Below are 25,568 nucleotides of genomic sequence, written 5' to 3' on the forward strand. Positions count from 1 at the left end.
ACCGGGGCTCTGCAGGGCCTTGACTGTGCACACCGCCGAACCCCGTCGGCGGTACCCCAGGAGGTCGTCATGAGCATCCCCACCGACTCCGGTCGCGACAGCAGCGACCCGCGACGCGACGACACGACGGCGCACGCCGCCGGAGAGACGCGTCGGTTCGAGACCGCCCCGCAGAGCGGGAGCGCGTCGAGCACCACCTCGTCCGCGTCGTCCACCCCGTCGACCACGGAGGAGCCCGCCCACCGGGCTCCCGTCGATCCCGACTCGGCCGAGGCCAAGCAGGCCCGCGCCGCCACCCGCAAGGACATCCACGACCGCGAGCGCGAGCGCTTCGGCGGGCTCAAGATCGGCTGCGCCTTCTTCGGCTGGCTCGCCGCGACCGGCCTCGCGGTGATCCTCACCGCCCTGGTCACCGCGATCGGAGCGGCCGTCGTCGGCACGCAGGACGTCACCGCCGACCTCGCCGCCGACCCGGTCGCGTTCGGCTGGGCGGGCGCGATCGCGCTGCTGGTGATCCTCTTCGTCGCGTACTACTGCGGCGGCTACGTCGCCGGCCGCATGGCCCGCTTCAGCGGAGCGAAGCAGGGCGTCGCCGTGTGGGCGTGGGCCGTCGTGGTCACGATCCTCGTGGGCATCGCCTCGGCGATCACCGGAGGCACCCAGGTGCTCTCGGCCGTCAGCAGCTTCCCGCGCATCCCGCTCGACGGGAGCGACGCGACCATCGCCGCGGTCCTGACGGCGCTCGCCGCCCTCGTCGTCGCGCTGATCGCCGCAGTGCTCGGCGGACTCGCCGGCATGCGCTTCCACCGCCGCGTCGACCGCGAGGGACTGGCCGGCCTCACCGTCTGACCCCTTCCGCGAGATGCCACTCCAGTACGGCCCGCTCGGCGTGCCGCGTACCGGAGTGGCATCTCGCCTACGCTCGCGGAGTGATCCCCCGCGCCGCTGCTCTCGCCCTCGACCTGCAGGAGTGGGCGGCCCCTGCTCCGCTCCTCGGCCTCCGTGACGAGTACCTCGCGTTCCTCGCCGAGCACGGTGAGGGAGCTCTCGAGCGCAGCCTCGGGCCCGAGCACATCACCGCGAGCTGCTTCGTGCTCTCGCCGGAGCTGGACCGCGTACTGCTCTGCTTCCACGGCAAGGGCCGCTTCTGGGTGCAGCTGGGCGGGCACATCGAGCCCGGCGACGCCTCCGTGGCGGACGCGGCTCTGCGCGAGGCGCGTGAGGAGAGCGGAGTCGCGTCGCTCGCTCCGCTCGGGTCACTGCCCCTCGACCTCGACCGGCACGGGTTGGGCGGCGGCTTCGGACGCTGCTCCCGGCACTGGGACATCGGCTACGGCGCGATCGCGGACCCGTCGTCACTCGTCGTGGTGAGCGACGAGAGCGAGGACGTGGCCTGGTTCCCCGTCGACGCCCTGCCCGAGGAGGTTCCGCCCGGGTTCGCGGGGCGGCTGGCCGGTGCGGTGCGGGCCGCTCACGCGATCGAGCGTTCGTAACCGAGGACGGATCGCGCCGGACCAGCGCTGAAGAGGGCCTCAGCCACGCTCACCCTCGGTTGCGGACGGGTCGCGCATCGCAGGTGGAGGACGATGGGGCGATGAGCACCCCGCAGCGCCCCGTCGTCGTCCTCGCGGGGGCGAGCGGCTTCCTCGGCACCGACCTCTCCCACCGCTTCGAGCGGGCGGGCTGGACCGTGCGCCGCATCGGCCGGTCGGGTCCGGATGCGCGGTGGGGCGACTCCGCCGGGCTCGTCCGCGCCGTCGACGGCGCACGCCTGCTCGTGAACCTCGCGGGGAAGAGCGTCGACTGCCGGTACACGGCCGCGAACCGCGCCGAGATCCTCCGCTCGCGCGTCGAGACCACCGCCGAGCTGCACCGTGCGGTCGCGGCCGCCGCGACTCCGCCGCCCGTGTGGATGAACTCGAGCACCGCGACGATCTACCGGCACGAGGAGGAGCGCGCGAACACCGAGGCGGACGGCGTGATCGGCGAGGGGTTCTCGGTCGACGTGGCCACGGCGTGGGAGGCGGAGTTCTTCGGCGGGGACACGCCCGCCACCCGCCGGATCGCGCTGCGCATGGCGATCGTGCTGGGCGACGGACCGGCGACGGGCATCCTGCTGCGCCTCGCCCGCCTCGGCCTCGGCGGACCGCAGTACGACGGCCGCTGGCCGGCGACCCACGCGCGCCGGGCGGCGGGGGTGCACCACGAGTACCGGGCGACCCACGGCCGCCAGCACTTCAGCTGGATCCACGTGGAGGACGTGTTCCGCTCGATCCTGTTCCTCGAGGAGTCGTCGCTCGAGGGCCCGGTGAACCTCGCCTCGCCGAATCCCAGCGATAACACGGAGCTGTCGCGCCTGCTGCGCGCCGCGGTGGGCCGCAGCCTCGGCCTGCCCGCCCCGCGCTTCGTCCTCGAGCCCGCGATGCTGCTGCTGCGCACCGAGCCCGAGCTCCTCCTCAAGAGCCGCTGGGTCGTTCCGGGCCGCCTGGAAGACGCCGGCTTCGCCTTCGCCCACCCGGACCTCGGTGAGGCCCTCCGCGACGTCGCCGCCACCGCCTGACCCGTCGTCTTATTCCGAGAGCCCGCGCAACGAAGGCCCACCGCTCCGATCCCAACACTTCCCCCGCTTCCGAGCCGCCCAGCCTTACTTCTGCAGCTCCGCCGTCGCGCGAGGCATCGGCCAGGCGAGCCGCCAGCCTCCGCAGGCACCAGTTCCTGGCTGCACCAGTCCCGGAAACCAGTAGTCCCGGGAGGCACCCGTCCCGGGCTGCATCAGTCCCGGGAGGCACTCGTCCCGGGCTGCATCAATCCCGGGTGGCACTAGTCCCGGGCTGCATCAGTCCTTGGGAACCTCTAGTCCCGGTAGGCACCGGTCCCGGGTTGCATCAGTCCCGAGAGGCACTAGTCCCGGGAGGCTCGAGTCCCGGGAGGCTCGAGTCCCGGGAGGCGCGCCTCCCGAATCCCCGCCCCGCGACGAGGCGAAGCCGAGAACGCGTGCGAGCGTTGTCGGCGAGCCGGACGCAGGACGCTCCTAACGACGCAACCGCTTTGAGAAGCCGACTGCGCCACGCCGCACAGGGGGCGGCGTGGACGACATCACGCGAAGCGGTCGCGCTACTGCGCGACGCGAAGCGCGATGTCGCGACGGTACTGCCCGCCGTCGAGGTGGATCAGGTCGAGGGCCTTGTATGCGCGCTCTCGGGCCTCCGTGAAGTCCGCGCCCCGCGCGACCACGTTGAGCACGCGTCCGCCCGTGGCGACGAAGCGCCCGTCGACCAGTTGCGTCGCGGCGTGCGCGATGGTCACGCCGGGGACGGCCTCGGCCGCCTCGAGTCCGCTGATGCCGCGGCCGGTGACGGCGTTCTCGGGGTAGCCCTCGCTCGCGAGCACGACGGTCACGGCGACCTCGTCGGTGAAGGCGGGCCAGGGCACGGAGGCGAGCGATCCCGTCGACGCGGCGAGGAGCAGCGCCGAGAGCGGGGAGGCCAGACGCGGCAGCACGACCTGCGTCTCGGGGTCGCCGAAGCGCGCGTTGAACTCGATCACGCGGATGCCGGCCTCGGTGACGATGAGGCCGCAGTAGAGGAGTCCGACGAAGGGGGTGCGCTCGCGCTCGAGCTGGCGGATGGTCGGGATGGCGACGGTGTCGATGACCTCGTCGACGAAGGCGCGCTCGCTCGCCCAGCGGTCCGCGAGCCAGGGGAGGGGGGAGTAGGCGCCCATGCCGCCGGTGTTCGGGCCCTCGTCGCCGTCGCCGAGGCGCTTGTAGTCCTGGGCGGGCGACAGCGGGACGACGTCGTGGCCGTCGGAGAGGAGGAAGAGCGAGACCTCCTGGCCGTCGAGGAACTCCTCGATGAGGACGTCGCCCGACTGCAGCCAGAACTCGGCGTGCGCGACGGCCGCGCTGCGCGACTCCGTCACGAGAACGCCCTTGCCGGCGGCGAGGCCGTCGGCCTTGACGACGTAGGGGGCGCCGAAGCCGTCGATGACGCGGGTCGCGTCGACCAGGGTCGAGACGCGGGTGGCGCGGCCGGTGGGGACGCGCGCCATGTCCATGACGCGCTTCGCGAAGGTCTTGGAGCCCTCGAGGGCGGCGGCGGCCTTGTCGGGGCCGAAGGTGGGGATGCGGCGCTGGCGGAGGGCGTCGGCCACTCCGGCGACCAGCGGCGCCTCCGGGCCGATCACGACGAGCTCGATGCCCTGCTCGAGCGCGAAGTCGGTGACGAGGCGGGGGCTGTTGGTGTCGAAGTGGATGACCTCGACGTCGCGCGCGATGCCCGCGTTGCCGGGCGCGGCGATGATCTCGTGCTGCTCCTCCTCTGCGAGGAGAGCCGTGATGATGGCGTGCTCACGGGCACCCGAACCGAGGACGAGGATCTTCACCTGAACAGGATAGGCCCGGGCCGTCCCGGGCCGGTCGCACTCCGTCACGCCCCTTCGGCACCGGGATCGCGCGTCCGCAGGATGCCGTTCCGGCACGCCTCCCGCAGTGTGTCGCGAGCGCGAGTGGCATCTCGCGCAGCGGCGTTCCCGGGCGGTGGCACGGCAGGATGGACGCATGGCCAAGGGGAAGATCGACGAGGCGTCCGGTCAGGGCGCGGTGCGCGCGGCGCTCGCCGGAGCGACGGACCGCACCACCACCGCGACCGCCGTGCGGTTCCTCCTGCAGATCATCGAGACGCGGGTGCCCGGCCGCAGCGTCGAGGTGCGCGTTCCTCCGTTCGGCGCCGCGCAGTGCGTCGAGGGCCCCGGGCACACCCGCGGTACCCCGCCCAACGTCATCGAGATGGATGCCGCGACCTGGTTGCGCCTCGCGACGGGCGTCCTCCCGTGGGCGGAGGGCCTCGCGAGCGGCCGGATCCACGCGTCGGGGGTGCGGGCGGATCTCACGCCGTTCCTCCCCCTCCTCCGCGTCGGCTGACCGCGCCGGCCGCCTCCCTCCGCGTCGGCTGGGAGAACCCCGGCAGTCGTCGGATTAACTTCTCGTAAACGACACCCGCGGACCGCGGGCAGGCGTTTGACCTGGGCCCGACCCTCGGCTTGGCTGGGAAAGTTCCCCTCATGCGGCCGGAGACTCCTCCGAATCGCCGCTCGACGCTTGGAGATCTCGACCAGATGCGAAGCACTACCCCCGGCCGTCGACGCGGCCTCATCAGAACACTCTCGGTGACGGCAGTCGGTGCCGTCGCCGGCGCCGCGATGCTCGGAGCCGCTCCCGCGATGGCAGCCGAGGGCGACATCGCGATCGACGTCCTGTCGATCAACGACTTCCACGGCCGGATCGAGGCCAACGGCACAGTCGCCGGCGCGGCGGTCCTCGCCGGCGCGGTCGACTCCTACCGCGCTGCCAACCCCAACACCCTCTTCGTCTCGGCCGGCGACAACATCGGCGCCTCGACCTTCACCTCCAAGGTGCAGGACGACCAGCCCACGCTCGACGTCCTGAACGAGATGGGCCTGGACGTCAGCACGCTGGGCAACCACGAGTTCGACAAGGGCCGCTCCGACGTCGACGGTCGCGTGAGCGACGAGTCCGACTTCCCGTACGTCAACGCGAACCTCTTCGACACCGCGACGGGCGAGCGCGCGTACGACCCCTACTTCCTCGCCGAGCAGGAGGGCGTCTCGGTCGCGTTCATCGGAGCGATGACCGAGGACCTCGGCACTCTCGTCAGCCCCGGCGGCATCTCGACCCTCTCGATCGAGCCGATCGTCGAGAACGTCAACGAGGTCGCGACGGCGCTCCAGGACGGCGACGACGCCAACGGCGAGGCCGACGTGATCGTCCTGCTGCTCCACGAGGGCGCCGACGCCGGTGCGGCCGACGCGGGCACCCCCGCCGCCGACCCCAAGTTCGGCGCCATCGTCAACGGAGTCGCCGCGAACGTCGACGCGATCGTCTCGGGTCACAGCCACCAGGAGTACAACGCGACCGTCGACGGCGGACGTGCGTTCCCGACGATCGTGTCGCAGACCGGCAGCTACGCCGAGAACATCGGCCACATGGCGCTGACCGTGGACCCGACGACCAAGGAGCTCACCTCGCTCACGAGCGAGGTCGTGCCGCTGACCGTCGAGGTCGACGACCCCGAGTCGGACGACGCCGCCGACACGATCTTCGTCGGAGCCTTCGACGCCGATCCCGCCGTCACCTCGATCGTCGAGGCCGCTCAGGCCGTCGCCGTCGACGAGGGCAGCGTGAAGGTCGGCACCATCACCGACGACATCTCCCGCGCCTACCGCGAGGACGGCCAGACCAACCGCGGCTCGGAGTCGACGCTGGGCAACCTCGTCGCCGACGCGCAGCTCTGGGCCACCAGCGAGCTGGGCACCGAGATCGCCTTCACCAACGCCGGCGGACTCCGCGACGACCTCCTGTTCGCCGGGGACGCCACCGTGCCCGGTGACGCCGACGGCGTCGTGACCTACGCCGAGGCGTCCGACGCCCAGCCGTTCGCGAACACGCTGGTCACGCTCCAGCTGACCGGTGCGCAGATCAAGGCCCTGCTCGAGGAGCAGTGGGTCGGGAGCGCCGCGCACCCGCAGCTCAAGCTCGCCACCTCGGCCGCGCTGACCTACGTCTTCGACCCGGCCGCCCCGCAGGGCGAGCACATCTCGGAGGTCTTCTTCGAGAACGTGCCCGTCGACCCGGCGCAGACCTTCACCGTCGTGACGAACAACTTCCTCTCGACCGGTGGCGACGGGTTCAGCACCTTCACCGAGGGCACCGGCACCGCCGACTCCGGCCGCATCGACCTCGACGCGTTCGTCGCCTACATCCAGGACCTCGGCACCGTGAGCCCGGACCCCGTCCAGCGCTCGATCGGCCTCACCGAGAACATCCCGGACTCGGGTGAGTACGCCGTCGGCGACACGATGACGGTCGACCTCTCCTCGCTCCTGTTCAGCACGGGTGCGCCGACCGACACCACCGTCACCGCGAGCGTCGACGGCACCGAGGTCGGCACTGCGCCGATCGACCCGACCCGGGCCGTCACCGACGACTCGACCGGCCGCGCGTCGTTCAGCGTCCCGATCGCCGAGAGCCTGGCGGGCGGCACGCACACCGCGTCCTTCGCTCTCGAGGAGACCGGCGTCACCGTGAGCGTCGACTTCGCGGTCGCCGACGCGGCCGTCGTGCCGACTCCCGTCCCGGAGCCGACCGGGACCACGGTCCCGACGACTCCCGCCGCCCCGACGAAGCCCGTCGCCGGCGGCCCGACCGGCGGTGGCGCGCACCAGCTCGCCGCGACCGGATTCGACACGACCCCGGCCCTGCTGGCCGGCGCCGTCGCCCTCCTGCTCGGAGCGGCGATGAGCATGGCGCACCTGCGCCGCCGCACCGTCTCGAAGTAGTACTGCAGCGCACGACGACGGGCCCTCGACTCCGGTCGGGGGCCCTTCGTCGTCCCGGGAACGCGGAAACGCCGCCTCCCCGAGGGGAAAGCGGCGTTCGGACGCGAGTGCTGTCGCGGAGCGCGGGGCTCAGTGCTGGGTCGGGACCTGACGATAGCCGTCGCGGCGGGTGACGAGCACGGTCGCGACGGCGCCCCAGGCGGAGACTCCGGCGAGGAGGGCGACGATTGCGATGCTCATGACTGTTCTGCCTTTCGTTGTGGCGGAACGGGATCCATCCGCCGGGATGCTGTGTACAACGTCCACTCTGGCCACTCCTGTTCCTTAGGACAATCGACGTGTTCTTGCCCTGACGTGTAGCGTTGCTTCATGGACGTGCGGCGGCTGGAACTGCTCAGGGAGCTCTCGATGCGGCGCTCGATCACCGCGGTCGCGGAGGCGACGCACCGCACCCCCTCCGCCGTCTCGCAGCAGCTCAAGGTGCTCGAGCGCGAGGCGGGCGTGCCCCTGATCGAGCGGTCGGGCCGCGGAGTGGTCCTCACGGGTGCCGGCCGCGAGCTCGCCAGGAGCGCCACCGAGATCGCCATCGCGCTCGAACGCGCGGACGCCGTCTGGCAGACCTTCAAGAACAACCCGATCGGCGAGGTCACGATCGCCACGTTCCCGACCGCGGGGCAGATGCTCCTGCCCGACGCGCTCGTGGCGCTGCGCAGCGTGGAGGGACTCGTCGTGCAGTGCGAGGACGTGGATCCGGGCACCGACGAGTTCGCCGACCTCACCGCCGACTTCGACATCGTGCTCGGCCACTCGCCGACCGGCCGCAGCGCCTGGGCGGGCCGGGGTCTCGCGATGGCGGAGCTGATGGTGGAGCCGCTGGACATCGCCCTTCCCGTCGGGCACCGGCTCGCGGAGCGGGCCACGGTGACGGCCGCGGACCTGGTCGGCGAGACCTGGATCGGCGTACCGGACGGATTCCCGTTCGAGAGCGTCATGCAGGAGATCGAGACGGCGTCGGGCGAGGCCGTGCGCGTCGAGCAGCGCTTCGCGTCGACCCGCGTGACGGAGGCGTTCGTCGCGGCCGGCCTCGGCATCGCGGTGCTGCCGCGCTACACGGCGGGCGCCCCCGGCATCGTCGTGAAGCCCCTCCGGGGGGTCAGCTCGGTGCGGCACATCGTGGCGCTCATGCGGCCCGATCGCGCCGAGCGGTTGTCGGTCCGGACGGTCGTGCGCGAGCTGCGCGCGCAGGCGGGGCGCCTGGTCCACGCGATGTGAGCCGCTCCTCCGATGGTCGGCGGCTGTCGAGCAGGGTGTGGAGAGACCGGCCCGGTCGCCGAGGCCGTGCGGACAAGTGGTCGCGGAACGGGGCCTGCAGTGTCGACGGATCCCATCGGGCGTCCACTCGCGGAGCCGGACGGTGCCGAGGGCGGAAGCGGCCGGATGCCGCGTGCTGTTCGCCCGCACCGGACACGGTCCCCTCCGAGGCCGGCACAGGGGAGAATGGAGGCATGACCGATCCGCTCGACACTCCGCAGCACTCCGACGACGTCGAGGTGACCCGCGAAGAGGTCGAGGTGCGCCGGAGCCCGCGCATCTGGCGCATCCTGGCGCTCGGCGCCGGACTCGGCGCGATCACCGCGTTCGTGCTCACCTTCGCCCTGCCCGAGACGCAGGGCTTCTCGCGGGGCCAGGTCTTCGGCTTCAGCCTGCTGCTGTTCGTGACGCTCTTCGGCGCCCTCGCGGGGCTGATCGTCGTGATCCTCGACCGCGTCGTCGGACGCAAGGTGGTCCGCCGGACCGCCGAGCGCACGGTCGCCCGTGAGGGCGTCTCCGACGACCCGGAGGCGGACGGCGGCTCCGCGCAGGAGCCGGGCACCGCCGTCCGCTGACGGATCGGCTCAGCGTCCCTTGCGGGCGGTCCTGCGTGCGGCGTTCTGCATCGTGCGCTTCGCCTTCTGCGACTTCGTCAGCTTGCGTGCGATGAACATCAGCGCGTAGGGGATCAGGCGGTAGATCACGGGAGGCTCCTCGTCTGCGCGCCCGGATGGCGCACGCAGACGAGTCTGGACGCCGCGGCGGCGACCGGGCACCCGGTTGCGGAGGCTCGGAGCGTGTGCTGGTGGCGAGCGCGCTCAGCGGCCCCGATGCGCGGGATCAGCTGAGCTGCGTGCGCTCGACCCAGTCCAGGTACTCCGGAGTCACGGTGCCGGTGATGTACTCGCCCGTGAAGCAGCTGGTCTCGAGATCGGTGACGTCGGACCCCTCGAGGATCGCCGCCTTCATGTCGGCGACCTCCTGGTAGATCAGGTAGTCGGCGCCGATCGCCTCCGAGATCTCGGGGATCCGGCGGTTGTGGGCGACGAGCTCCTGCCGCGAGGGCATGTTGATGCCGTACACGTGCGGGTAGCGCACGGGCGGGGCGGCGGAGGCGAACGTGACGGTGTTCGCTCCGGCCGTGCGCGCCATGTCGACGATCTCCTTCGAGGTCGTGCCGCGGACGATCGAGTCGTCCACGATCAGCACGTTCTTGCCCTTGAACTCGCTCGACATCGCGTTGAGCTTCTGGCGCACCGACTTCTTGCGCACCGCCTGCCCGGGCATGATGAACGTCCGGCCGACGTAGCGGTTCTTGTAGAAGCCCTCGCGGTACTCGATGCCGAGCTTCTGCGCGACCTGCATCGCGGCGGGGCGGGACGAGTCCGGGATGGGCATGACGACGTCGATCGCTCCGCCCGGCGTGTAGGCGGCGATCGTGTCGGCGAGGCGGTCGCCCAGGCGCAGGCGCGCCTCGTAGACCGAGATGCCCGACATCACGGAGTCGGGGCGCGCGAGGTAGACGTACTCGAACGAGCAGGGGATGAGGCGGGGGTCCTTCGCGCACTGGCGGCTCGCCATGCGGCCGTCCGGAGTGATGAAGATCGCCTCGCCGGGAGCGACGTCGCGCACGATCTCGAAGCCCTGCGCCTCGAGCACGAGCGATTCGGAGGCGACGACCCAGTCGTCGGTCGCCCCGACGTTCGAGCGGCGGCCGACGATGAGCGGGCGGATGCCGAACGGGTCGCGGAACGCGAGCAGCCCCTTGCCGGCGATCAGCGCGATCGTCGCGTACGAGCCCTCGACGCGCTCGTGCACGCGGGCCACCGCGTCGAACACCTCGTCGGCGTCGAGGTAGCGCCCCGAGATCGACGCCTGCAGCTCGTTGGCGAGGACGTTCACCAGCAACTCCGTGTCGGAGGTGGTGTTGAGGTGGCGGCGGTCGACGGTGAAGAGCTCGTCGGTGAGCTCGCGCGTGTTCGTCAGATTGCCGTTGTGGACGAGGATGATGCCGTACGGCGCGTTCACGTAGAACGGCTGCGCCTCCTCCTCGCGCTCCGCGTTGCCCTTCGTGGCGTAGCGGACGTGCCCGAGGCCCATGGTCCCGAGCAGCGACCGCATGTCGCGCGTGCGGAACGCCTCGCGGACCTGCCCCGCCGCCTTCTTGATGTGGAGGGTGCTGCCGTCGGCCGTCGCGATGCCGGTCGAATCCTGACCGCGGTGCTGCAGGAGCGACAGGCTGTCGTAGATGGACTGGTTGACGGGTCCCGAGGAGACGATTCCTACGATTCCGCACATGCCGGATGGGCTCCCAATCGGGTAGCAGGGGGGGGATGACGGTCCATCCTGACACGTGGGGGACGCATCCCCTAATGGTTCGCCCTGGGCGGATCGGCCGGTGCTGAGCGGCACGGAGGCACCCTGTCGGGCGGATCCGCCGACCCTCTGGCAGGGCGGAGGAGGCCTCTCGCGGACTCTCGGCGGGGCGGGCCAGTCGGTAGGGTCGTCGCGTGAGTGATGAGACGAGCAGCTACGCCCGCGCCGGAGTCGACACCGCGGCGGGTGATCTCGCGGTCGAGCTGATGAAGTCGGCCGTGTCGGCGACGCACGACCGCCACGTGCTCGGCGGAGTCGGCGGGTTCGCCGGCCTCTACGACGTGTCGTTCCTCAAGGACTTCCGAGCGCCGCTGCTCGCGACCTCGACCGACGGAGTCGGCACGAAGGTCGCGCTCGCGCAGGCGATCGACAAGCACGACACGATCGGCCAGGACCTCGTGGGCATGGTCGTCGACGACATCGTCGTGGTCGGCGCCCGCCCCCTCTTCATGACCGACTACATCGCCTGCGGCAAGGTCGTCCCGGCGCGCATCGCCGACATCGTGGCCGGCATCGCGCGGGCCTGCTCGGCCACCGGCACGGCGCTCGTCGGCGGCGAGACGGCCGAGCACCCGGGGCTCCTCGGACCCGACGACTACGACGTGGCCGGAGCGGCGACCGGAGTGGTCGAGGCGGACGCGGTGCGCGGCGCCGACCGCGTGCAGGACGGCGACGTCGTCATCGCGATGGCCTCCTCCGGACTGCACTCGAACGGCTACTCGCTCGTGCGCCACATCCTCGCCGAGCGCGGCATCGGCTTCACCGACCGCTCGACCGAGCTCGGTGGAGTGGTGGGCGAGGTGCTGCTCGAGCCCACTCGCCTCTACACGCGGCCGCTGCTCGACGTCCTCGAGCACGAGACGCTCGGGTCGGCCGTGCACTCGATCAGCCACGTGACCGGAGGCGGCATCGCCGCGAACCTCGCTCGCGTGCTTCCGCGCGGTTCGTGGGTCGAGGTCGAGCGGTCGACCTGGAGCCCGTCGGACGTGTTCCGCGCGCTCGCCGGGATGTCGGGCGCGACGCTCGAGAGCACCGAGGGCACCTGGAACCTCGGCATCGGGATGTTCGCCGTGGTCGACGCGGAGGCGGCTCCGTCGGTCATCGCCTCGCTCGAGGCGTCGGGCGTGCCGTCGTGGATCGCGGGGCGCGTGTCGATGAGCACCCGTTCGTTCGAGGGCTTCGAGCAGGGCGCCAAGGGCGTCGACGGCGGCGCGGTGCGCCTGGTCGGGGCGTACGCGGGCTGACGCCGCAGCTCCGGGGCAACCTTCGGCTCGTGAGAACGCGTCGGGCTCGTCGAATCCGCCGGTTTCTGCGAGCCGATTGCGATTCTGCGAGCCGGACGGTCGCTCCAAAGTCGTGTTCGGCTCGTGAGAACGCGTCGGGCTCGTCGAATCCGCCGGTCCCTGCGAGCCGAACGTGATTCTGCGAGCCGGAGGTGATCCTGCGAGCCGGAGGTGGCTCAGGCCGGGCGGTGGTGCTGCGAGCGGGCGTGCGCGCGCTCCCAGGCGTGCTCGTGCCGGGTCAGCAGCCAGGACCCCCAGGCGCAGAGGGCGAAGGCGGCGGCCGTCGCCAGCAGCACCGTGATCCAGGTCGGAACGTCCCGGCTGACCAGGAGGTTCGCCGCCGCGATGAGGACGCCCAGGGCCGAGCCCGAGCTCGTGCCGAGCACGAACGCGGAGTCGCTGCGGTTCACGGCGCGGACGGACACCATGCCCGCCACGGCGCCGACGCCGCCGCAGAGGCCGATGCCCGCTCCCGAAAGGACGCCCATCAGCATCCCGAAGCTCACGAGCGCCGACGGGTCGAGCGGACCGGACGCGAGCGCGGCCGGCAGGTAGAGCACCAGGGCGACGGCGGCGCCGACAGCGCCTCCGACGAGGACCGCACCCACCAGGAGGGCGGCGGTGACGTAGCTGAGCCGTGCGACAGGGTGCACGGATCCTTCGGGTTCGAACATCGCGGCTCCATCGACGCGAGCGCGCGGACCGTTCCGCGCGCCGTCCTCGGACACTACGCCGGGCGGAGTCGGCGCGGAACGGGCTTGCGGCGGCGCGCGACCTCTAGCCGCAGGTGGTGAGCGAACGCACTGTGTAGTTCCGGGACGTGGATGTGAACGCTCCGCCCTCGATACAGCCGCTGCCGGAGGCGTAGTCGAGGACCGGAGACGGGCCGCGGGGTGCGGTGATCCCGATCGAGCGGTCGAGCATCGAGGTGAACGTGATCGGCTGCGACACCGTGCCCACTGCTGTGATCTGACCGCGGAACCCGACGCTTTGGCCGATCCTGACCACCACTCCCGGCTGCACGACCAGCGTGCCGTCGACGTGCCAGTACTCGGGCCAATCGGTGACCAGGTCGTAGACCCATCCCGCACCGAGGGTCAGGGAGTCGGTCGCGAGCGTGCCGTCGAGAAGCATGTGGGGATTGGTGATGCCGGAAGCGGTGTTGCCCGCGATCGCCGTGGTCGTCTCGAAAAGTGCCTCATGGATCTCGATCGGCGTGGTCGTGAGACCCGGGAGCCCGGTGAAGACGTTGTTCCGGACGATGACGGGGTGCTCCGGCGGCAACCAGTCGTCCATCCGAGGCGTTCGGGTCGGGACGGACACGTACACCCGCCCCCGGACGAACTCGTTGTCCTGCAGATCCACCGACGTCCCCCTGAGGAACACGCCACCCCAGATCTGCGAATGCGAGATCTTGATGTCGCTCTCGGACACCTTGCAGAAGACGCCGGTCTCCGCGTGCTTCACGACGAGGTACTCCGCATCCATCCGGCAATTCTCTGCTTCGTACGGGTACTCGTCGTAGATGTAGTGCTGCTCGAAGACGTCGATGCCCTTCCACGGAGTCGCGGTGGCGGGCAGGGCCGCCGACGGGCCGTCCGTGTCGCCGCCGACGGTGTCGTCGTGGATCGACGTGACGACCACGGGCGAGGTCGCGGTGCCGGTGGCCTTCAGTGGGAGATTCGCAGCGATGCCGTCGTAGACCTTGATGATCGTGCCCGCCTCGGCGGTCCACCTCACCGGCTCCTCCCCCTCGTCGGTCTCCTGGAGGTTGAGAGGGCGGGAGATCGTGTAGACCCGCGCTCCGCGGGGCGAGAGCACGTAGGGGGCGCTCTGCCCGATGGTCGAGAGCTCGAACACCTCCCGCGGCCGGATCGGCGTCGTCGCCGCGCTCTCCCGCACGACGGGGGTGTAGCCCGGCAGGGTCCCCGTCACACGGACGGTCACTCGCGTGCCCGACTGGGCGATGTCGGTCTTGAACGTCGGACCCACGGCCGCTGCGCCCTCGCGGTCCCTGATCGCGGTCCCGTTCGCGTACCACTGGTAGCTCAGACGAGTACCGGGGGTCCACGCTCCCGAGTTCGCCGTGAGGGTCGAGTACACGGTCGGCGTGCCCGAGACGGTGGGCGTCGGAGCCACGAGGACCTTCGGCGCCAGGGTGACGGACCGCGCGGTGGTCGGCCCGCTCCCGACCGCGTTCACCGGAGTGACCGTGAGGCTGTAGGTGCTGCCGGGAACCAGGCTGATGTGCGTCACCGACCGCTTCTCCGGACCGTAGAGGTGCGACCACGCGCCCTGACCGGTCGAGTCGACGCCGTCCCGGGTGAGCCGGTAACCGGTGATCGCCGAGCCGCCGGTCGTGGCCGGCGGCTGCCAGGAGATCGTCGCGGTCGCCGCCGCATCGTCGACGACGGCGACGACACTCGTCGCCGCGCCGGGAGGACCGGGCTTGATCGTGGCGGTCGGAGCGGAGGTCTTCGGGGTGGTCGTGTAGCCGGTCCGGCTGCCGCTGACGGTGACGGTGAGCGTCCGTCCGGAGTCGGCGGTGACGGCCTTGTAGGTGGCGGCGGTGGCGCCGGTGATCGCGGTTCCCGAGCGCTTCCACTGGTAGGCGTACGAGGTGGGCACGGGGTTCCAGGTGCCGGTCTTCGCGGTCAGCACGGAGCCGACTCTCGTGGTGCCCGTCACCGTCGGGGTCGGCGCCGTGGTGAAGGCGCGCGGGGTGGTGATCGTGGCGGTCGGAGCGGAGGTGCGGGGAGTGGTCGTGTAGCCGGTCCTGCTGCCGGTGACCGTGACGGTGAGCGTGCGTCCGGAGTCGGCGGGGACGGCCTTGTAGGTGGAGGCCGTCGCGCCGGTGATCGCTGTTCCGGAGCGCTTCCACTGGTAGGCGTACGAGGTGGGCACGGGGTTCCAGGTGCCGGTCTTCGCGGTCAGCACGGAGCCGACGGCGGCGGTTCCCGAGATCGTGGGCGTCGGCGCGGTCGTGAACGCGGTCGCGGCCGATGCCGGAGCTGCGGGGAGGAACGCCAGGAGCAGCGCGGCGACGACGATCACGGCGAGGCGCGCGAGGCGCGGAGTTCTGGGGGGCACGAGGAACCGATCGGTCGGGCGGCGGGAGCCGAGACGGTGCTCAGGGTTCCTAAGAGAGGAATTCGAGCGCTCGAGGGGCGGAGTCGCTCATTATCAGCACGGCATCGGAAGACGCACTATCCCCGGGGCGGGGACACAGGATCGGCGTCCTCCGCACGGGGGATCCGGTGGCCTGCCGGATCGGTGCGATAGGTATTTCCCCGTCCTGCACGAGTCGTTCGTGACAACCGGTCCGCGGCGGCGCTCAGAGCGGTTCCGGCGCCTGTCATCGCCGGCGCGGCCTGGAGAGACGTACCGTCCTGACAGCGCGACGCCGGCCGCACGAGCGGTCGGCCTTCTCGGACCGACGTCGATCGGCCTCCGCTGTCACGGTGGGAACGACATCGCGGAGAGCGCTCACAGAAACGGCCGAAAGGGGGGTCAATCGTCCTCGCTTCGCGCCGATAAGTTGTGCCTCGCGCGATCGGAACGCTCGCCTCTCTCCTCGAGGTCCGGACTCCGACATCCGCGTCCCCACCCTCTCGCCTCCCGCTGATCACCCGATCGCAGCGGACGGCGCTCACCCGATGACCCGACGGCGCGCAGAGATGCGCCGCTCGTCGCGCACGCCGATTTGGAGACGAACCCATGGAGCGAAAGCCCCTCATCCCGCGATGGCTCACCGCCGTCGCCGCCGCCGCCGCGCTCGCGCTGGCGGCGCCCTCCGCGGCGGTCGCCGCCGAGGTGGAGCCGACCACGCTCAGCACCGCCGCCGTCACGGCTCCGACCGAGGCGGCCACGTCGGCGGCCCGCGCCAGCACTCCGTGGGAGCCGCTGAACGTCTACTCCACGGCCGACGGCACGGCCCGGTCGGCGACGCTGTTCTGGGACGCGCCGGAGTACGACGGCGGATCCGCGATCACCGGCTACCGGGTCGCGCGCAACGGGACCGACGCCTCCGGCGCCGGACCGTGGTCGACCATCGTCTCGGCCTCCGCCCGGTCGCAGAAGTTCACCAATCTGCAGTCGGAGTCGAGCTACTGGCTCTCCGTCTCGGCGATCAACGCCTACGGAACGGGCTACGTCTCGGAGACGTGGATCTACATCCCGTACGTGAGCGCTCCGGGAACCCCGACGAACGTCACCGCGACCAAGGACGACGGCGCGCGCGCGGCCACCCTCACGTGGAGCCCTCCCTATGACGACGGCGGCGGAGCCATCACCGGCTACGAGGTCTCCCGCAACGGCGTCGACGCGTCGGGCAACGGACCGTGGTCGATCATCGTCTCGGCGTCCACCCGCTCGCGCACGTTCTCGAACCTCGCGCTCGGCTCCACCTACACGCTCTCGGTCCGCGCCATCAACTCGGCCGGCTCCAGCATCGCCTCCTCCAGCTCGGTCCGGATGGGGAGCGCCGCTCTCACGGCCGCCACCCCGACCATCACCGGCACCGCGAAGGTCGGAGCGACCCTCACCGCGAACCCGGGCGCCTGGGGTCCGGCTCCCGTCGCCTACGCGTACCAGTGGAAGGCCGACGGCACGGCGCTGAGCGGCGCCACCGCCTCCACCTACAAGCCGACCAGCGCGACGCTCGGGAAGCGGATCACCGTCACCGTCACCGGCAGCAAGACCGGCTACACCGCCTCGACCCGCACGTCCGCCGCGACCGCCGCGGTCGCCTCCGGCACCCTCACCGCCGTGAAGCCGACGATCACCGGCACCGCGAAGGTCGGCTCGACCCTCACCGCGAACCCCGGCGCCTGGGGTCCCGCTCCGGTCTCGCTCGTCTACCAGTGGATGTCGAACGGCACGGCCATCAGCGGCGCGACGGGATCGACGTACAAGCCCACGAGCGCCGTGCTCGGCAAGACGATCACCGTCACGGTCACCGGCAGCAAGACCGGCTACACCCGGGTGACCCGCACGTCCGATGCGTCGGCCGCGGTCGTCGCCGGCACGCTCGTCGCCCCGACGCCCACCGTCTCCGGCACCGCCAAGGTCGGGTTCACCCTCACGGCGAACCCCGGAGCCTGGGGTCCCGCTCCCGTCACCCTGACGTACCAGTGGAAGGCGAACGGTGTTGCGATCAGCGGAGCGACGTCGTCGACCTTCAAGCCGACCAGCAGCACCGTCGGCAAGAAGGTCACCGTCACCGTGACGGGCAAGAAGACCGCCTACACGACGGTCTCGCGCACCTCCGCGGCGACCGCCACCGTCGTCAAGTAGCCGCTCCGGGCCCGCGGTCCTCCTCCCTTCCCAGCGGAGGAGGACCGCGGGCCCGCGTGCGCCGCACGACCCCTTCCCGTTCCACTCCGATCTCGATGCGCCGGCCCTCGGGGTCGACGTGGAGGCACCCGTGCGCTCGCTCCCCTTCCTCCGCCGCGGACTCGCCGCGCTCGCCGCGGTCGTCCTCGTCGCGACTCTCGCTCCGGCCGCGCCGGGAGCCGTTCCCGCGAGCGCCGCCGTCCCGGCGAGCAGCGCCGTCGCCGCGAGCACCGCCGTCGCACAGGCCGCGGCCGTCTCCGCGAGCGCCGTGATCCCGGCGAAGTTCACCGACACCCTGGTCGCCGACGTCCCGTCTCCGACGGCGCTCGCCTTCGCCCTCGACGGGCGGGCGCTCGTCGCCTCCCGCGGCGGGCCCATCCGCATCGTCGAGAACGGGGTGCTGCTCGCCACCCCGGCGATCGACCTGCGCGCAAAGATCTGCGCCAACGGCGAGCGCGGCGTGCTCGGGCTCGCGGTCGACCCCGACCCCACGACCCGCGCGATCTTCGTCTTCTACACGGCACGCGGATCCGATGCGGCGTGCCCCACGAACGCGAACGGCACGAAGATGCCGACCGGAGCCCCGCGCAACCGCGTCTCGCGGTTCGTCCTCGGCGACGACGACCGGATCGACCCCGCCTCCGAGACGATCCTCCTCGACGGCATCTACTCCCCGGCCGGCTACCACAACGCCGGCGACCTCGCCGTCGGCAAGGACGGTCTGCTCTACGTCAGCATCGGCGACGGCGGCTGCGACTACCGCGGCGGCGTCGGCTCGACGGGCGGCAGCGGCTGCGGCGGCAAGAACGACGCGGCGCGCGACCGCAACATCCTGAACGGCAAGATCGCGCGGATCACCACGTCCGGCGGCGTTCCCGCGAGCAACCCGTTCCTCGGGACCGGGACCGCGTCGTGCCGCCTCGCCCCGGCCGCGAGCGGCACGGTCTGCCGCGAGATCTTCGCGCAGGGCCTGCGCAACCCGTTCCGCATGGCGTTCGACCCCAATGCGACCGGCACCGTGTTCCGCATCAACGACGTCGGCCAGGACGCGTGGGAGGAGATCGACGCCGGCATCAAGGGCGCCGACTACGGCTGGAACACCCGTGAGGGGCACTGCGCGCAGACCGGCTCGCCGACGAACTGCGGAGCGGCGAAGCCCGCCGCGTACACCGATCCCGTCTTCGACTACTCCCACGCCGACGGCTGCGCCTCGATCACCGGAGGCGCGTTCGTGCCGAACGGCGTCTGGCCCGCCGCGTACACGGGCGCGTACCTCTTCGGCGACTACGTCTGCGGCAAGATCCGGGCGCTCAGCCCCGGCGGCACCGCGACCGACCTCGTCAGCGGTCTCGGCACCAGCAGCGCCGTCGCCCTGGCGTTCGGACCCTCGCGGGGCACGCAGGACCTCTTCTACACGACCTACGCGAACGGCGGCCAGCTGCGCCGGCTCGCCTACACCGGCACCGCGAACCGCGCACCGACCGCCGTCCTGACCGCCTCGCCGGCGTCCGGATCCGCGCCGCTCGCCGTGACGCTGAAGGGCGCGGGGAGCAGCGACCCGGATGGCGGCGCTCTCACCTACCTCTGGTCGTTCGGCGACGGAACCGCGTCGAAGACCACGACGGCCTCCAGCTCCACCCACACCTACGCCCGGGGCGACTGGACGGCGACGCTGAGGGTCCGCGACTCCGCGGGCGCCCTGTCCGCTCCGGTGACGCAGCGGATCTCCTCCGGGAACCGCGCCCCGACCGTCTCGATCACGTCGCCGGCCGCCGGAGCGACCTTCACCTCGGGCACCACCTACCGGCTGCGGGCCACCGCGACGGACCCGGAGGACGGCACGCTGCCCGCGTCGTCGCTGTCGTGGACCGTGCAGCGCCGGCACGCCGAGCACACCCATCCGTTCTTCGGTCCCGTGACCGGCAACGATGTGCCGTTCACCGCGCCGGGCCCCGAGGATCTGGCGGCGGCCGGGAACAGCGATCTGCTCGTCACCGTGACGGCGACGGACTCGAAGGGCCTCGTGCAGACGTCGACCCGGGTGTTCGCGCCGAAGAAGGTGTCGGTCACGATCGCGACGAGCCCCGCCGGTCGTACCGTGCTCGTGAACGGCACGCCGTTCACCGGGCCCGCCACCGTCGTCTCGTGGGCGGGGTCGCCGCTCCAGCTCGAGGTGCCGGCCCAGTCGACCGCGTCGGGCACGCCGTACGTCTTCTCCCGCTGGTCGGACGGCGGCGCCGCGGCGCACAGCATCACGACACCGGGTGCGGCCGCCACGTACACGGCGACGCTGCGGCCGGCCGTGCTCGCGGGTCCGCCGACCGCGGTGACCGCGACGGCGTCGGGATCGGGGACGGCCGTGCTGTCGTGGGCACCGCCCGCGGGCGGGCCGGCCGTGACGGGGTACCGGGTGTCGCGCGACGGGGTCGACGGGAGCGGCGCGGGACCGTGGGCGGCGGTGGTCGCCTCGACGAAGCGCTCGCAGACCTTCACGAACCTCGTCCCCGGGCGGACCTACCGGCTGTCGGTGCAGGCGGTCACGGCCGACGGCGCCGGGGCGACGGCCGGCGCGACGGTGCTCGCGAAGTAGCGGGCGTCAGCGGCGCAGCGTCTGCCGGGGCAGCTCGCCGAAGCGCTGCGCGTAGTGCTGGGCGAAGCGGCCGGCGCCGACGAACCCCCAGCGGGCGGCCACGTCTCCGACGACGAGCTCTCCGGGGGAGGCGGCGCCCAGCTCGTCACGGGCGCGGTCGAGGCGCACTCCGCGCAGGTAGTGGCGCGGAGTGGTGCCGAAGGAGCGCTGGAAGGCGAGCTGCAGTCCGCGGATCGTGAGGCCGGCGGCCTCGGCGATGTCGGCCACTCCGAGGGGCAGATCGGCGTTCGCGTGCACGAACTCGACCGCGCGGCGCAGGCGCCGGGCGCTCACCGACGGCGGGGTGAGGGGCATCGGCACGATGCGGTGGGCGAAGGTGCGCAGAGCGGCCTCGGCCGCGAACCTCGACGCGGAGTCGCGCTGCAGCTCGGAGGGGGCGGCTGAGACGGCGAGGGTGTCGCGGAGTCCGCGCACCGCGGCCCACCAGGGGGCCGGATCGCCCGCCACGGGAGAGAAGCGGATCGGGCCGGGCTCGCTGCCGTGCAGCTCGGCCGCGGCGCGCTCGAGGTAGGCGGCGTCGAAGTGCACGAGCGCATCGCGGTACTCGAGCGCCTCGAAGCCGAAGGGCCGCCCGGTCGGGAACATCGCGGGCCGCCCGACGACCAGTCGGTTCTCGTCGCGCCCGAGGTCGACGGACGCGCGGCCGGCGGTCAGCCACAGGACGACGTAGACGCCGGCCGGATCGACCGAGCCGCGCACGTGCCCGAGGAACGACGCGGAGTGCAGGCTGACCGGTCCGCCGCCCGTCGAGGCGTAGCGGTACTCGAACGGGGTCGTCGTGCGCTCGGCCCGGAAGCCGGAGCCGTTGTACCCGCGCTGGTAGAAGTCGCGGGCCTCGTCGAGATCGGCGCCGCGCCGCTCGCTGCGCCAGACCGGGAGGCGCGCGCCGCGAGAGCCGCCGGAGGGGGCGCTCGGAACGGCGACGGGACTCATCGATCCAGCGTGGCAGAGACCACCGACATCGACCGTCCGGAGCGAGTGACGGCTCCGGAATCGGGGCGGATGTGCAGCTCGGGAGCCGATCCCGGCGCCGATCCGCTCACGGGACCAGGCCGCGGTCCATCCAGAAGAGCCCGAGTGCCGCGACCGCGGCCGTCTCGATCATCGCGCCGCCGCGGATCAACTCGGCGACCTCGTGGTCCGCGAACCACCGCTGCACCATGTCGGACTCGGTGGCCTCACGAGCGTGCTCGCCGTGCTCGAGCTCCTCGGCGAGGAAGACGTCGACGGACTGGGCGACGAAGCCGTACGCCTCGCTCAACCGTCCGAGGTGCCGGAGCCGTCCCGCCCGCAGACCCGTCTCCTCGCGGAGCTCGGCGCGTGCCAGCGCGAGGGCGTCGCCGCCTGCGGAGCCGTGCGGCCAGCCGCCCGCCGGGAACTCCCAGGCGCGGCGACCGATCGGGTAGCGGAACTGCTCGACCAGCCAGAATCCGTCACCCTCGCGGGGGAGGACCAGGGCGTAGTCGTCGCGCTCGACGACCGAGTAGACGCCCGTGCTGCCGCCGGGCCAGAGCACCTCGTCCTCGCGGACGCGGATCCACGGCGTCTCGTAGGCGACGCGCGTCGACAGCTGCTCGACCGCTCCGGAAACGACGTCGGGGCCGCCCGAACCGGACGACCCCGACGACGACGATGCGTCACGCACGCTTCTGGTGCTGCTCCTCGACGAAATCGGTGTCGTCGCCGTCGTCCTCGGCGTCGATCCACTTCGAGTAGTCCGGCTCGTCCGGGTGGCTGAGCTCTCGCTCCAGCGCGCTGTAATCGACCGCCGGGCTGAACGACTTCAGCTCACGGGCGATCTTGGTGTTCTTCGCCTTCTGACGGCCGCGCCCCATGGGTGACCCCCTCACGATGACAGGCCAGACGGGCGATGAAGCCGGCTGGGGAAGTGGTTATCAACGACGTGGTTACGAACGATGAACTGAGAACAGTGAAATCTACCCGGTAGTTTAGCAGACGGGGCACACGCCACTCCGGGCCCTGGGCATCCGGATCGAGGCGGCCCCTCGACGACGGGGGGAGCAGCGTGGACCGTGCCTCCGCGCCGCGCTCCGTCGTGGTGATCGGCGCCGGTCAGGCCGGTCTCGCCGTGGCCTACTACCTGCGGCGTCTGGGGCTCGAATCCGGCCGTGACCTGGTGGTCCTCGACCGCGGGCCCGAGCCCGGAGGTGCGTGGCAGTTCCGCTGGGAGGCGCTGCGGCTGGGGTCGGCGCACCGCGTGCACGATCTGCCCGGCATGGACCGGATGGGCCTCTCGTTCTCGACCGCCGATCGGCGCCGTCCGGCGCGCGACGTGGTCTCGGAGTATTACGGCGCCTACGAGCGGGCCTACGAGCTGCCCGTCCGGCGTCCCGAGGCGGTGCGGAGCGTCACGAGTGCGATACCGGGCGACCGCTCCTCCGCTCTGGTGATCGAGACGGACCGCGCCGTCGAGCACGCCCGCCTCGTCGTGAACGCGACCGGGACCTGGGGCTCGCCGTTCGTGCCCTACTACCCGGGCCGCGACCGCTTCAGGGGCGTGCAGATCGACACCACGGAGTACGTGCGGCCCGAGGACTTCGCGGGCAAGCAGGTCGTCGTCGTGGGCGGCGGAACCTCGGCGATCGGCTTCCTGCTCGAACTCGAGCGGGTCGCGCGCTCGGTCACCTGGGCGACGCGGCGCCCGGTCGAGTTCCGCGACGGCGAGCAGCTCGCCTTCGAGTCGGCGGTGGAGGCGGTGGCCGAGCAGGACCGCGCGGCGCGAGCCGGCCGGGCCCTGCCGAGCATCGTCGGCGGCACCGGTGTGCAGCGCACCCGAAGGGTCGTGGCCGGGATCGAGCGCGGGGTGCTCCGCGAGCGGGGCGTGTTCCGCTCGATCGAGGAGGACGGCGTGCGCTGGCCCGACGGGAGCTTCACGCGCGCCGACGCGATCATCTGGGCGACGGGATTCCGACCGGAGCTGCGCCACCTGGCGCCGCTCGGACTGCGCGAGCGCGAGGGCGGAGTCGCCGTCGCGAACGGCGCGTCCCTCACCGACCCGCGGGTGTTCTTCGCGGGCTACGGACCGACGGCCTCGACCATCGGAGCGAACCGTTCGGGGCGCACCATCGCGCGCGCGGTGGTGGCGCGGCTGCCCTGACGACGGCTGCCCTGACGGCCGGGGCTCAGACGCGCCCGTCCCAGTCCACCGGCACGACGGACCCGCGGTGGCGGATCCCGTCGACCCGGATCGGCCCGGCGAGGGCGGGCGAGATCGGAGCGACGACGAGCGTCTCTCCGCCCGGCGCGAGCCCCAGCGCCGCCGACAGCACTGCCACCGCCGCGGCCGCCGACCAGGCCTGCGGACGGCAAGCGGCGGGGTAGGGCACCGGCGCGGGCGCCTCGGCGGTGGAATCGCCCGAGTGCAGCTCGGGCATCCGGTAGTCGAAGCCCTCGGCAGCGGCGAGCAGGCCCCGCGCGAGCGTCGTCGCCTCGGCCCCGAAGCCGTCGCGAGCCAGCCCCGTGACGGCGATGGCGGTGTCGTGGGCCCAGACCGTTCCTCCGTGGTACGACAGCGGCCAGTAGCCGTCGGAGTCGGTCGACATGGTGCGCAGCCCGTAGCCGGAGGAGAGCTCGGGCGAGACCAGCAGCTCGGCCACGCGCGCGGCGCGGTCGGGCGGCAGGATCCCGGTGCCCAGCAGGTGGCCGATGTTGCTCGTGACCGTGTCGACGGGGCGCTTGCGCGCATCGAGGGCGATCGCCGGGTAGCCGCCGTCGGCCGTGTCGATCCAGAACGACTCCGCGAACCGCTCCTTCAGGGCCGCCGCCCACTCGCGCCACGCGGCTCCGTCGCGGCCGAACCGCTCGAGCAGCGCCGCGCCTCCGATCGCCGCCTCGTAGGCGTAGGCCTGCACCTCGCAGAGCGCGATGGGGCCCTCGGCCAGGGTGCCGTCGCGCCACTGGATCGAGTCGCCCGAGTCCTTCCAGCCCTGGTTGGCGAGGCCGTGCCCGGTGGTGTCGACGTACTCGAGCAGGCCGTCGCCGTCGGAGTCGCCGTCGTCGCGGAGCCAGCGCAGCGCCGCCTCGAGCGCGGGCAGCAGGGCCTCGACCTCGGAGTCGGGGAGCCCCCAGCGCCAGGCGTCGTGCAGCAGGCAGACCCAGAGCGCCGTGGCGTCGACGGTGCCGAAGTAGAGAGGGGGGAGCGAGACGCCCTCGCCCGGGATCTCGAGGGTCGTCGAGCGCAGCTCGTGCATGATCTTGCCGGGCTGCTCGGCGGTGCCGGCCACGTGCTCGGTGCCCTGGAACCCCGCGAGCACGCGCAGGGTCGAGCCGGCGATCCCGGTGCCCAGCGGGAGGAGCATCCGCGCCGCCCAGATCGAGTCGCGGCCGAAGAGAGTGAAGAACCAGGGGGCGCCGGCGGCCAGGAACGGCTCGTCCGGACGGTCGACGGTGACCATCCGCAGGGCGTCGAGGTCGTCGAGGGCGACGCGGCACCAGGACGCGAGGCGGGAGTCGCCCGCGTCGACCGTCGTGCCGCTCCACTCCGCGGGGCCGGGGGCACCGGCGACGACCGCGGCGGAGTCCTCCATCGCGACGCTCCACCCGACCTCGACGGTGCCGCGGGCCGGGACCACGACGTCCCAGGAGAGCGTCGTGGTCGCTCCTGTCGCGATCGCGGCGCCCGGGGCGCGCACCTCGGCGCGGACGCTGCCCGAGGTCCACACGACGGAGCCGTCGCCCGCCTCAGTGCGCACCTCGGCGTCGTCGCGCAGCCCGGCCTTCACGACGTGCACGAGGGAGAAGTCGGGCTCGAGCGCGAGGTCGAGTCGCGTGGCGACCTCCTCGGCCAGGGCCGACTCGAGGCGGATGCTCTCGCGGAGCGATCCCGCCGAGACGGCGCGCGTGCGGACGACGCGGAACCGGGGATCCGCCGACGCGTCGTCGAGGCGGCGGGCCAGGCCGGTGAAGCGGGCGGAGGAGGCCCCGTCGCGTCCGGCCGCGATCGGCTCGAGGGGGAGCCCGCCGACGAGGAGGGACGCTGCGGCGAGCACGCGGACATCGCCGTGGTAGAGCCCGTGGATCGGCTGCGCGCCGAGCTCGCCCGTCTCGTCGCACCACAGCTGCGAGGGGGCGCGGAGGAGGACGACGGCCTCGTGGAGGAGGGGCTGGAGGGGCGTGCTGCTGCGGTCGTCGCGCTCGGTCGTCACGGTCGACTCCTCACTGAATCGTCGGTGCGGGCCGCGTCGTGCAGCGCCTGCGGGATCGGGCCGTCGGTGGCTGCCGGTTGACAGCACCGCGGT

The 25,568-nt window shown here is 72.3% G+C and carries 19 protein-coding genes; 11 read left to right on the forward strand and 8 right to left on the reverse strand.

Translation table 11 applies throughout. The features are described 5' to 3' along the window. Window positions 1-69 precede the first annotated feature (69 nt). The 3 genes from LRG51_RS18265 to LRG51_RS18275 all read left to right on the forward strand — a co-directional run bounded on the left by LRG51_RS18265 (window position 70) and on the right by LRG51_RS18275 (window position 2,560). On the forward strand, window positions 70-849 hold the full coding sequence (locus tag LRG51_RS18265; protein WP_230674114.1) for a hypothetical protein: 780 nt from the start codon (window positions 70-72) through the stop codon (window positions 847-849). An 80-nt stretch (window positions 850-929) separates the two neighbouring features. Continuing rightward, the gene (locus tag LRG51_RS18270) at window positions 930-1,493 is read left to right on the forward strand and encodes an NUDIX hydrolase (protein WP_230674115.1); all 564 of its coding nucleotides are present in this window, start codon (window positions 930-932) and stop codon (window positions 1,491-1,493) included. 101 nt (window positions 1,494-1,594) lie between these two features. After that, window positions 1,595-2,560 carry an epimerase gene (locus LRG51_RS18275; RefSeq protein WP_055789216.1) on the forward strand — a complete coding sequence of 322 codons (966 nt, stop codon included), beginning with the start codon at window positions 1,595-1,597 and terminating at the stop codon, window positions 2,558-2,560. Between the two features lie 554 nt (window positions 2,561-3,114). On the opposite strand, the gene purD is transcribed toward LRG51_RS18275, so the two are convergent. Further along, window positions 3,115-4,383: a phosphoribosylamine--glycine ligase gene (gene purD / locus LRG51_RS18280; protein WP_055789220.1), complete on the reverse strand. Its 1,269-nt coding sequence runs from the start codon at window positions 4,381-4,383 to the stop codon at window positions 3,115-3,117. A gap of 175 nt (window positions 4,384-4,558) precedes the next feature. Here purD and LRG51_RS18285 point away from each other — a divergent pair, with 175 nt between their 5' ends. The 4 genes from LRG51_RS18285 (at window position 4,559) to LRG51_RS18300 (ending at window position 9,242) form a co-directional block, all read left to right on the forward strand. Next, window positions 4,559-4,921: a sterol carrier family protein gene (locus LRG51_RS18285; RefSeq protein WP_230674116.1), complete on the forward strand. Its 363-nt coding sequence runs from the start codon at window positions 4,559-4,561 to the stop codon at window positions 4,919-4,921. 245 nt (window positions 4,922-5,166) lie between these two features. Continuing rightward, entirely contained in the window at window positions 5,167-7,356 is a 2,190-nt protein-coding gene (locus tag LRG51_RS18290) for a bifunctional metallophosphatase/5'-nucleotidase (RefSeq protein ID WP_230674117.1), read from the forward strand. A gap of 369 nt (window positions 7,357-7,725) precedes the next feature. Next, entirely contained in the window at window positions 7,726-8,628 is a 903-nt protein-coding gene (locus LRG51_RS18295) for a LysR family transcriptional regulator (RefSeq protein ID WP_055789228.1), read from the forward strand. A 233-nt stretch (window positions 8,629-8,861) separates the two neighbouring features. Further along, window positions 8,862-9,242, forward strand: a complete 381-nt coding sequence (locus tag LRG51_RS18300) for a hypothetical protein (protein ID WP_055789232.1) — start codon at window positions 8,862-8,864, stop codon at window positions 9,240-9,242. 265 nt (window positions 9,243-9,507) lie between these two features. On the opposite strand, the gene purF is transcribed toward LRG51_RS18300, so the two are convergent. Then, entirely contained in the window at window positions 9,508-10,965 is a 1,458-nt protein-coding gene (gene purF, locus LRG51_RS18305) for an amidophosphoribosyltransferase (RefSeq protein WP_230674118.1), read from the reverse strand. Between the two features lie 212 nt (window positions 10,966-11,177). On the opposite strand from purF, the gene purM reads away from it, so the two are divergent. Further along, entirely contained in the window at window positions 11,178-12,287 is a 1,110-nt protein-coding gene (gene purM / locus LRG51_RS18310; RefSeq protein WP_230674119.1) for a phosphoribosylformylglycinamidine cyclo-ligase, read from the forward strand. 215 nt (window positions 12,288-12,502) lie between these two features. Here purM and LRG51_RS18315 read toward each other — a convergent pair whose 3' ends face one another. Both LRG51_RS18315 and LRG51_RS18320 read right to left on the reverse strand, forming a co-directional pair. Further along, window positions 12,503-12,979, reverse strand: a complete 477-nt coding sequence (locus LRG51_RS18315; RefSeq protein ID WP_230674120.1) for a hypothetical protein — start codon at window positions 12,977-12,979, stop codon at window positions 12,503-12,505. A gap of 124 nt (window positions 12,980-13,103) precedes the next feature. After that, window positions 13,104-15,416, reverse strand: coding sequence for a fibronectin type III domain-containing protein (locus LRG51_RS18320; RefSeq protein ID WP_230674121.1), 2,313 nt, complete (start codon window positions 15,414-15,416; stop codon window positions 13,104-13,106). A gap of 627 nt (window positions 15,417-16,043) precedes the next feature. On the opposite strand from LRG51_RS18320, the gene LRG51_RS18325 reads away from it, so the two are divergent. Together LRG51_RS18325 and LRG51_RS18330 are read left to right on the forward strand one after the other, a co-directional pair. Then, a complete protein-coding gene (locus LRG51_RS18325) occupies window positions 16,044-17,621 on the forward strand; it encodes a fibronectin type III domain-containing protein (protein ID WP_055789250.1) in 1,578 nt (525 codons plus the stop codon). Window positions 17,622-17,751: 130 nt separating this feature from the next. Next, window positions 17,752-20,250 carry a PQQ-dependent sugar dehydrogenase gene (locus LRG51_RS18330; protein ID WP_230674122.1) on the forward strand — a complete coding sequence of 833 codons (2,499 nt, stop codon included), beginning with the start codon at window positions 17,752-17,754 and terminating at the stop codon, window positions 20,248-20,250. 6 nt (window positions 20,251-20,256) lie between these two features. Here LRG51_RS18330 and LRG51_RS18335 read toward each other — a convergent pair whose 3' ends face one another. From LRG51_RS18335 to LRG51_RS18345, 3 genes are all read right to left on the reverse strand, one after another. After that, complete coding sequence (locus tag LRG51_RS18335; RefSeq protein WP_230674123.1) at window positions 20,257-21,243, reverse strand: AraC family transcriptional regulator; 987 nt, start codon at window positions 21,241-21,243, stop codon at window positions 20,257-20,259. A gap of 106 nt (window positions 21,244-21,349) precedes the next feature. After that, the gene (locus LRG51_RS18340; RefSeq protein ID WP_230674124.1) at window positions 21,350-21,955 is read right to left on the reverse strand and encodes an NUDIX domain-containing protein; all 606 of its coding nucleotides are present in this window, start codon (window positions 21,953-21,955) and stop codon (window positions 21,350-21,352) included. Continuing rightward, window positions 21,948-22,145, reverse strand: coding sequence for a DUF3073 domain-containing protein (locus LRG51_RS18345; RefSeq protein WP_055789263.1), 198 nt, complete (start codon window positions 22,143-22,145; stop codon window positions 21,948-21,950). The genes LRG51_RS18340 and LRG51_RS18345 overlap by 8 nt, the downstream gene beginning before the upstream one ends. 191 nt (window positions 22,146-22,336) lie before the next feature. Between LRG51_RS18345 and LRG51_RS18350 the strand changes: the two genes are divergently transcribed. Beyond that, on the forward strand, window positions 22,337-23,428 hold the full coding sequence (locus tag LRG51_RS18350; RefSeq protein ID WP_230674125.1) for an FAD-dependent oxidoreductase: 1,092 nt from the start codon (window positions 22,337-22,339) through the stop codon (window positions 23,426-23,428). 25 nt (window positions 23,429-23,453) lie between these two features. Here LRG51_RS18350 and LRG51_RS18355 read toward each other — a convergent pair whose 3' ends face one another. After that, window positions 23,454-25,475 carry a glycogen debranching N-terminal domain-containing protein gene (locus tag LRG51_RS18355; RefSeq protein ID WP_230674126.1) on the reverse strand — a complete coding sequence of 674 codons (2,022 nt, stop codon included), beginning with the start codon at window positions 25,473-25,475 and terminating at the stop codon, window positions 23,454-23,456. Window positions 25,476-25,568: the final 93 nt, after the last annotated feature.

The organism is Rathayibacter sp. Leaf248 (assembly GCF_920939495.1).
Taxonomy (GTDB): domain Bacteria; phylum Actinomycetota; class Actinomycetes; order Actinomycetales; family Microbacteriaceae; genus Rathayibacter; species Rathayibacter caricis.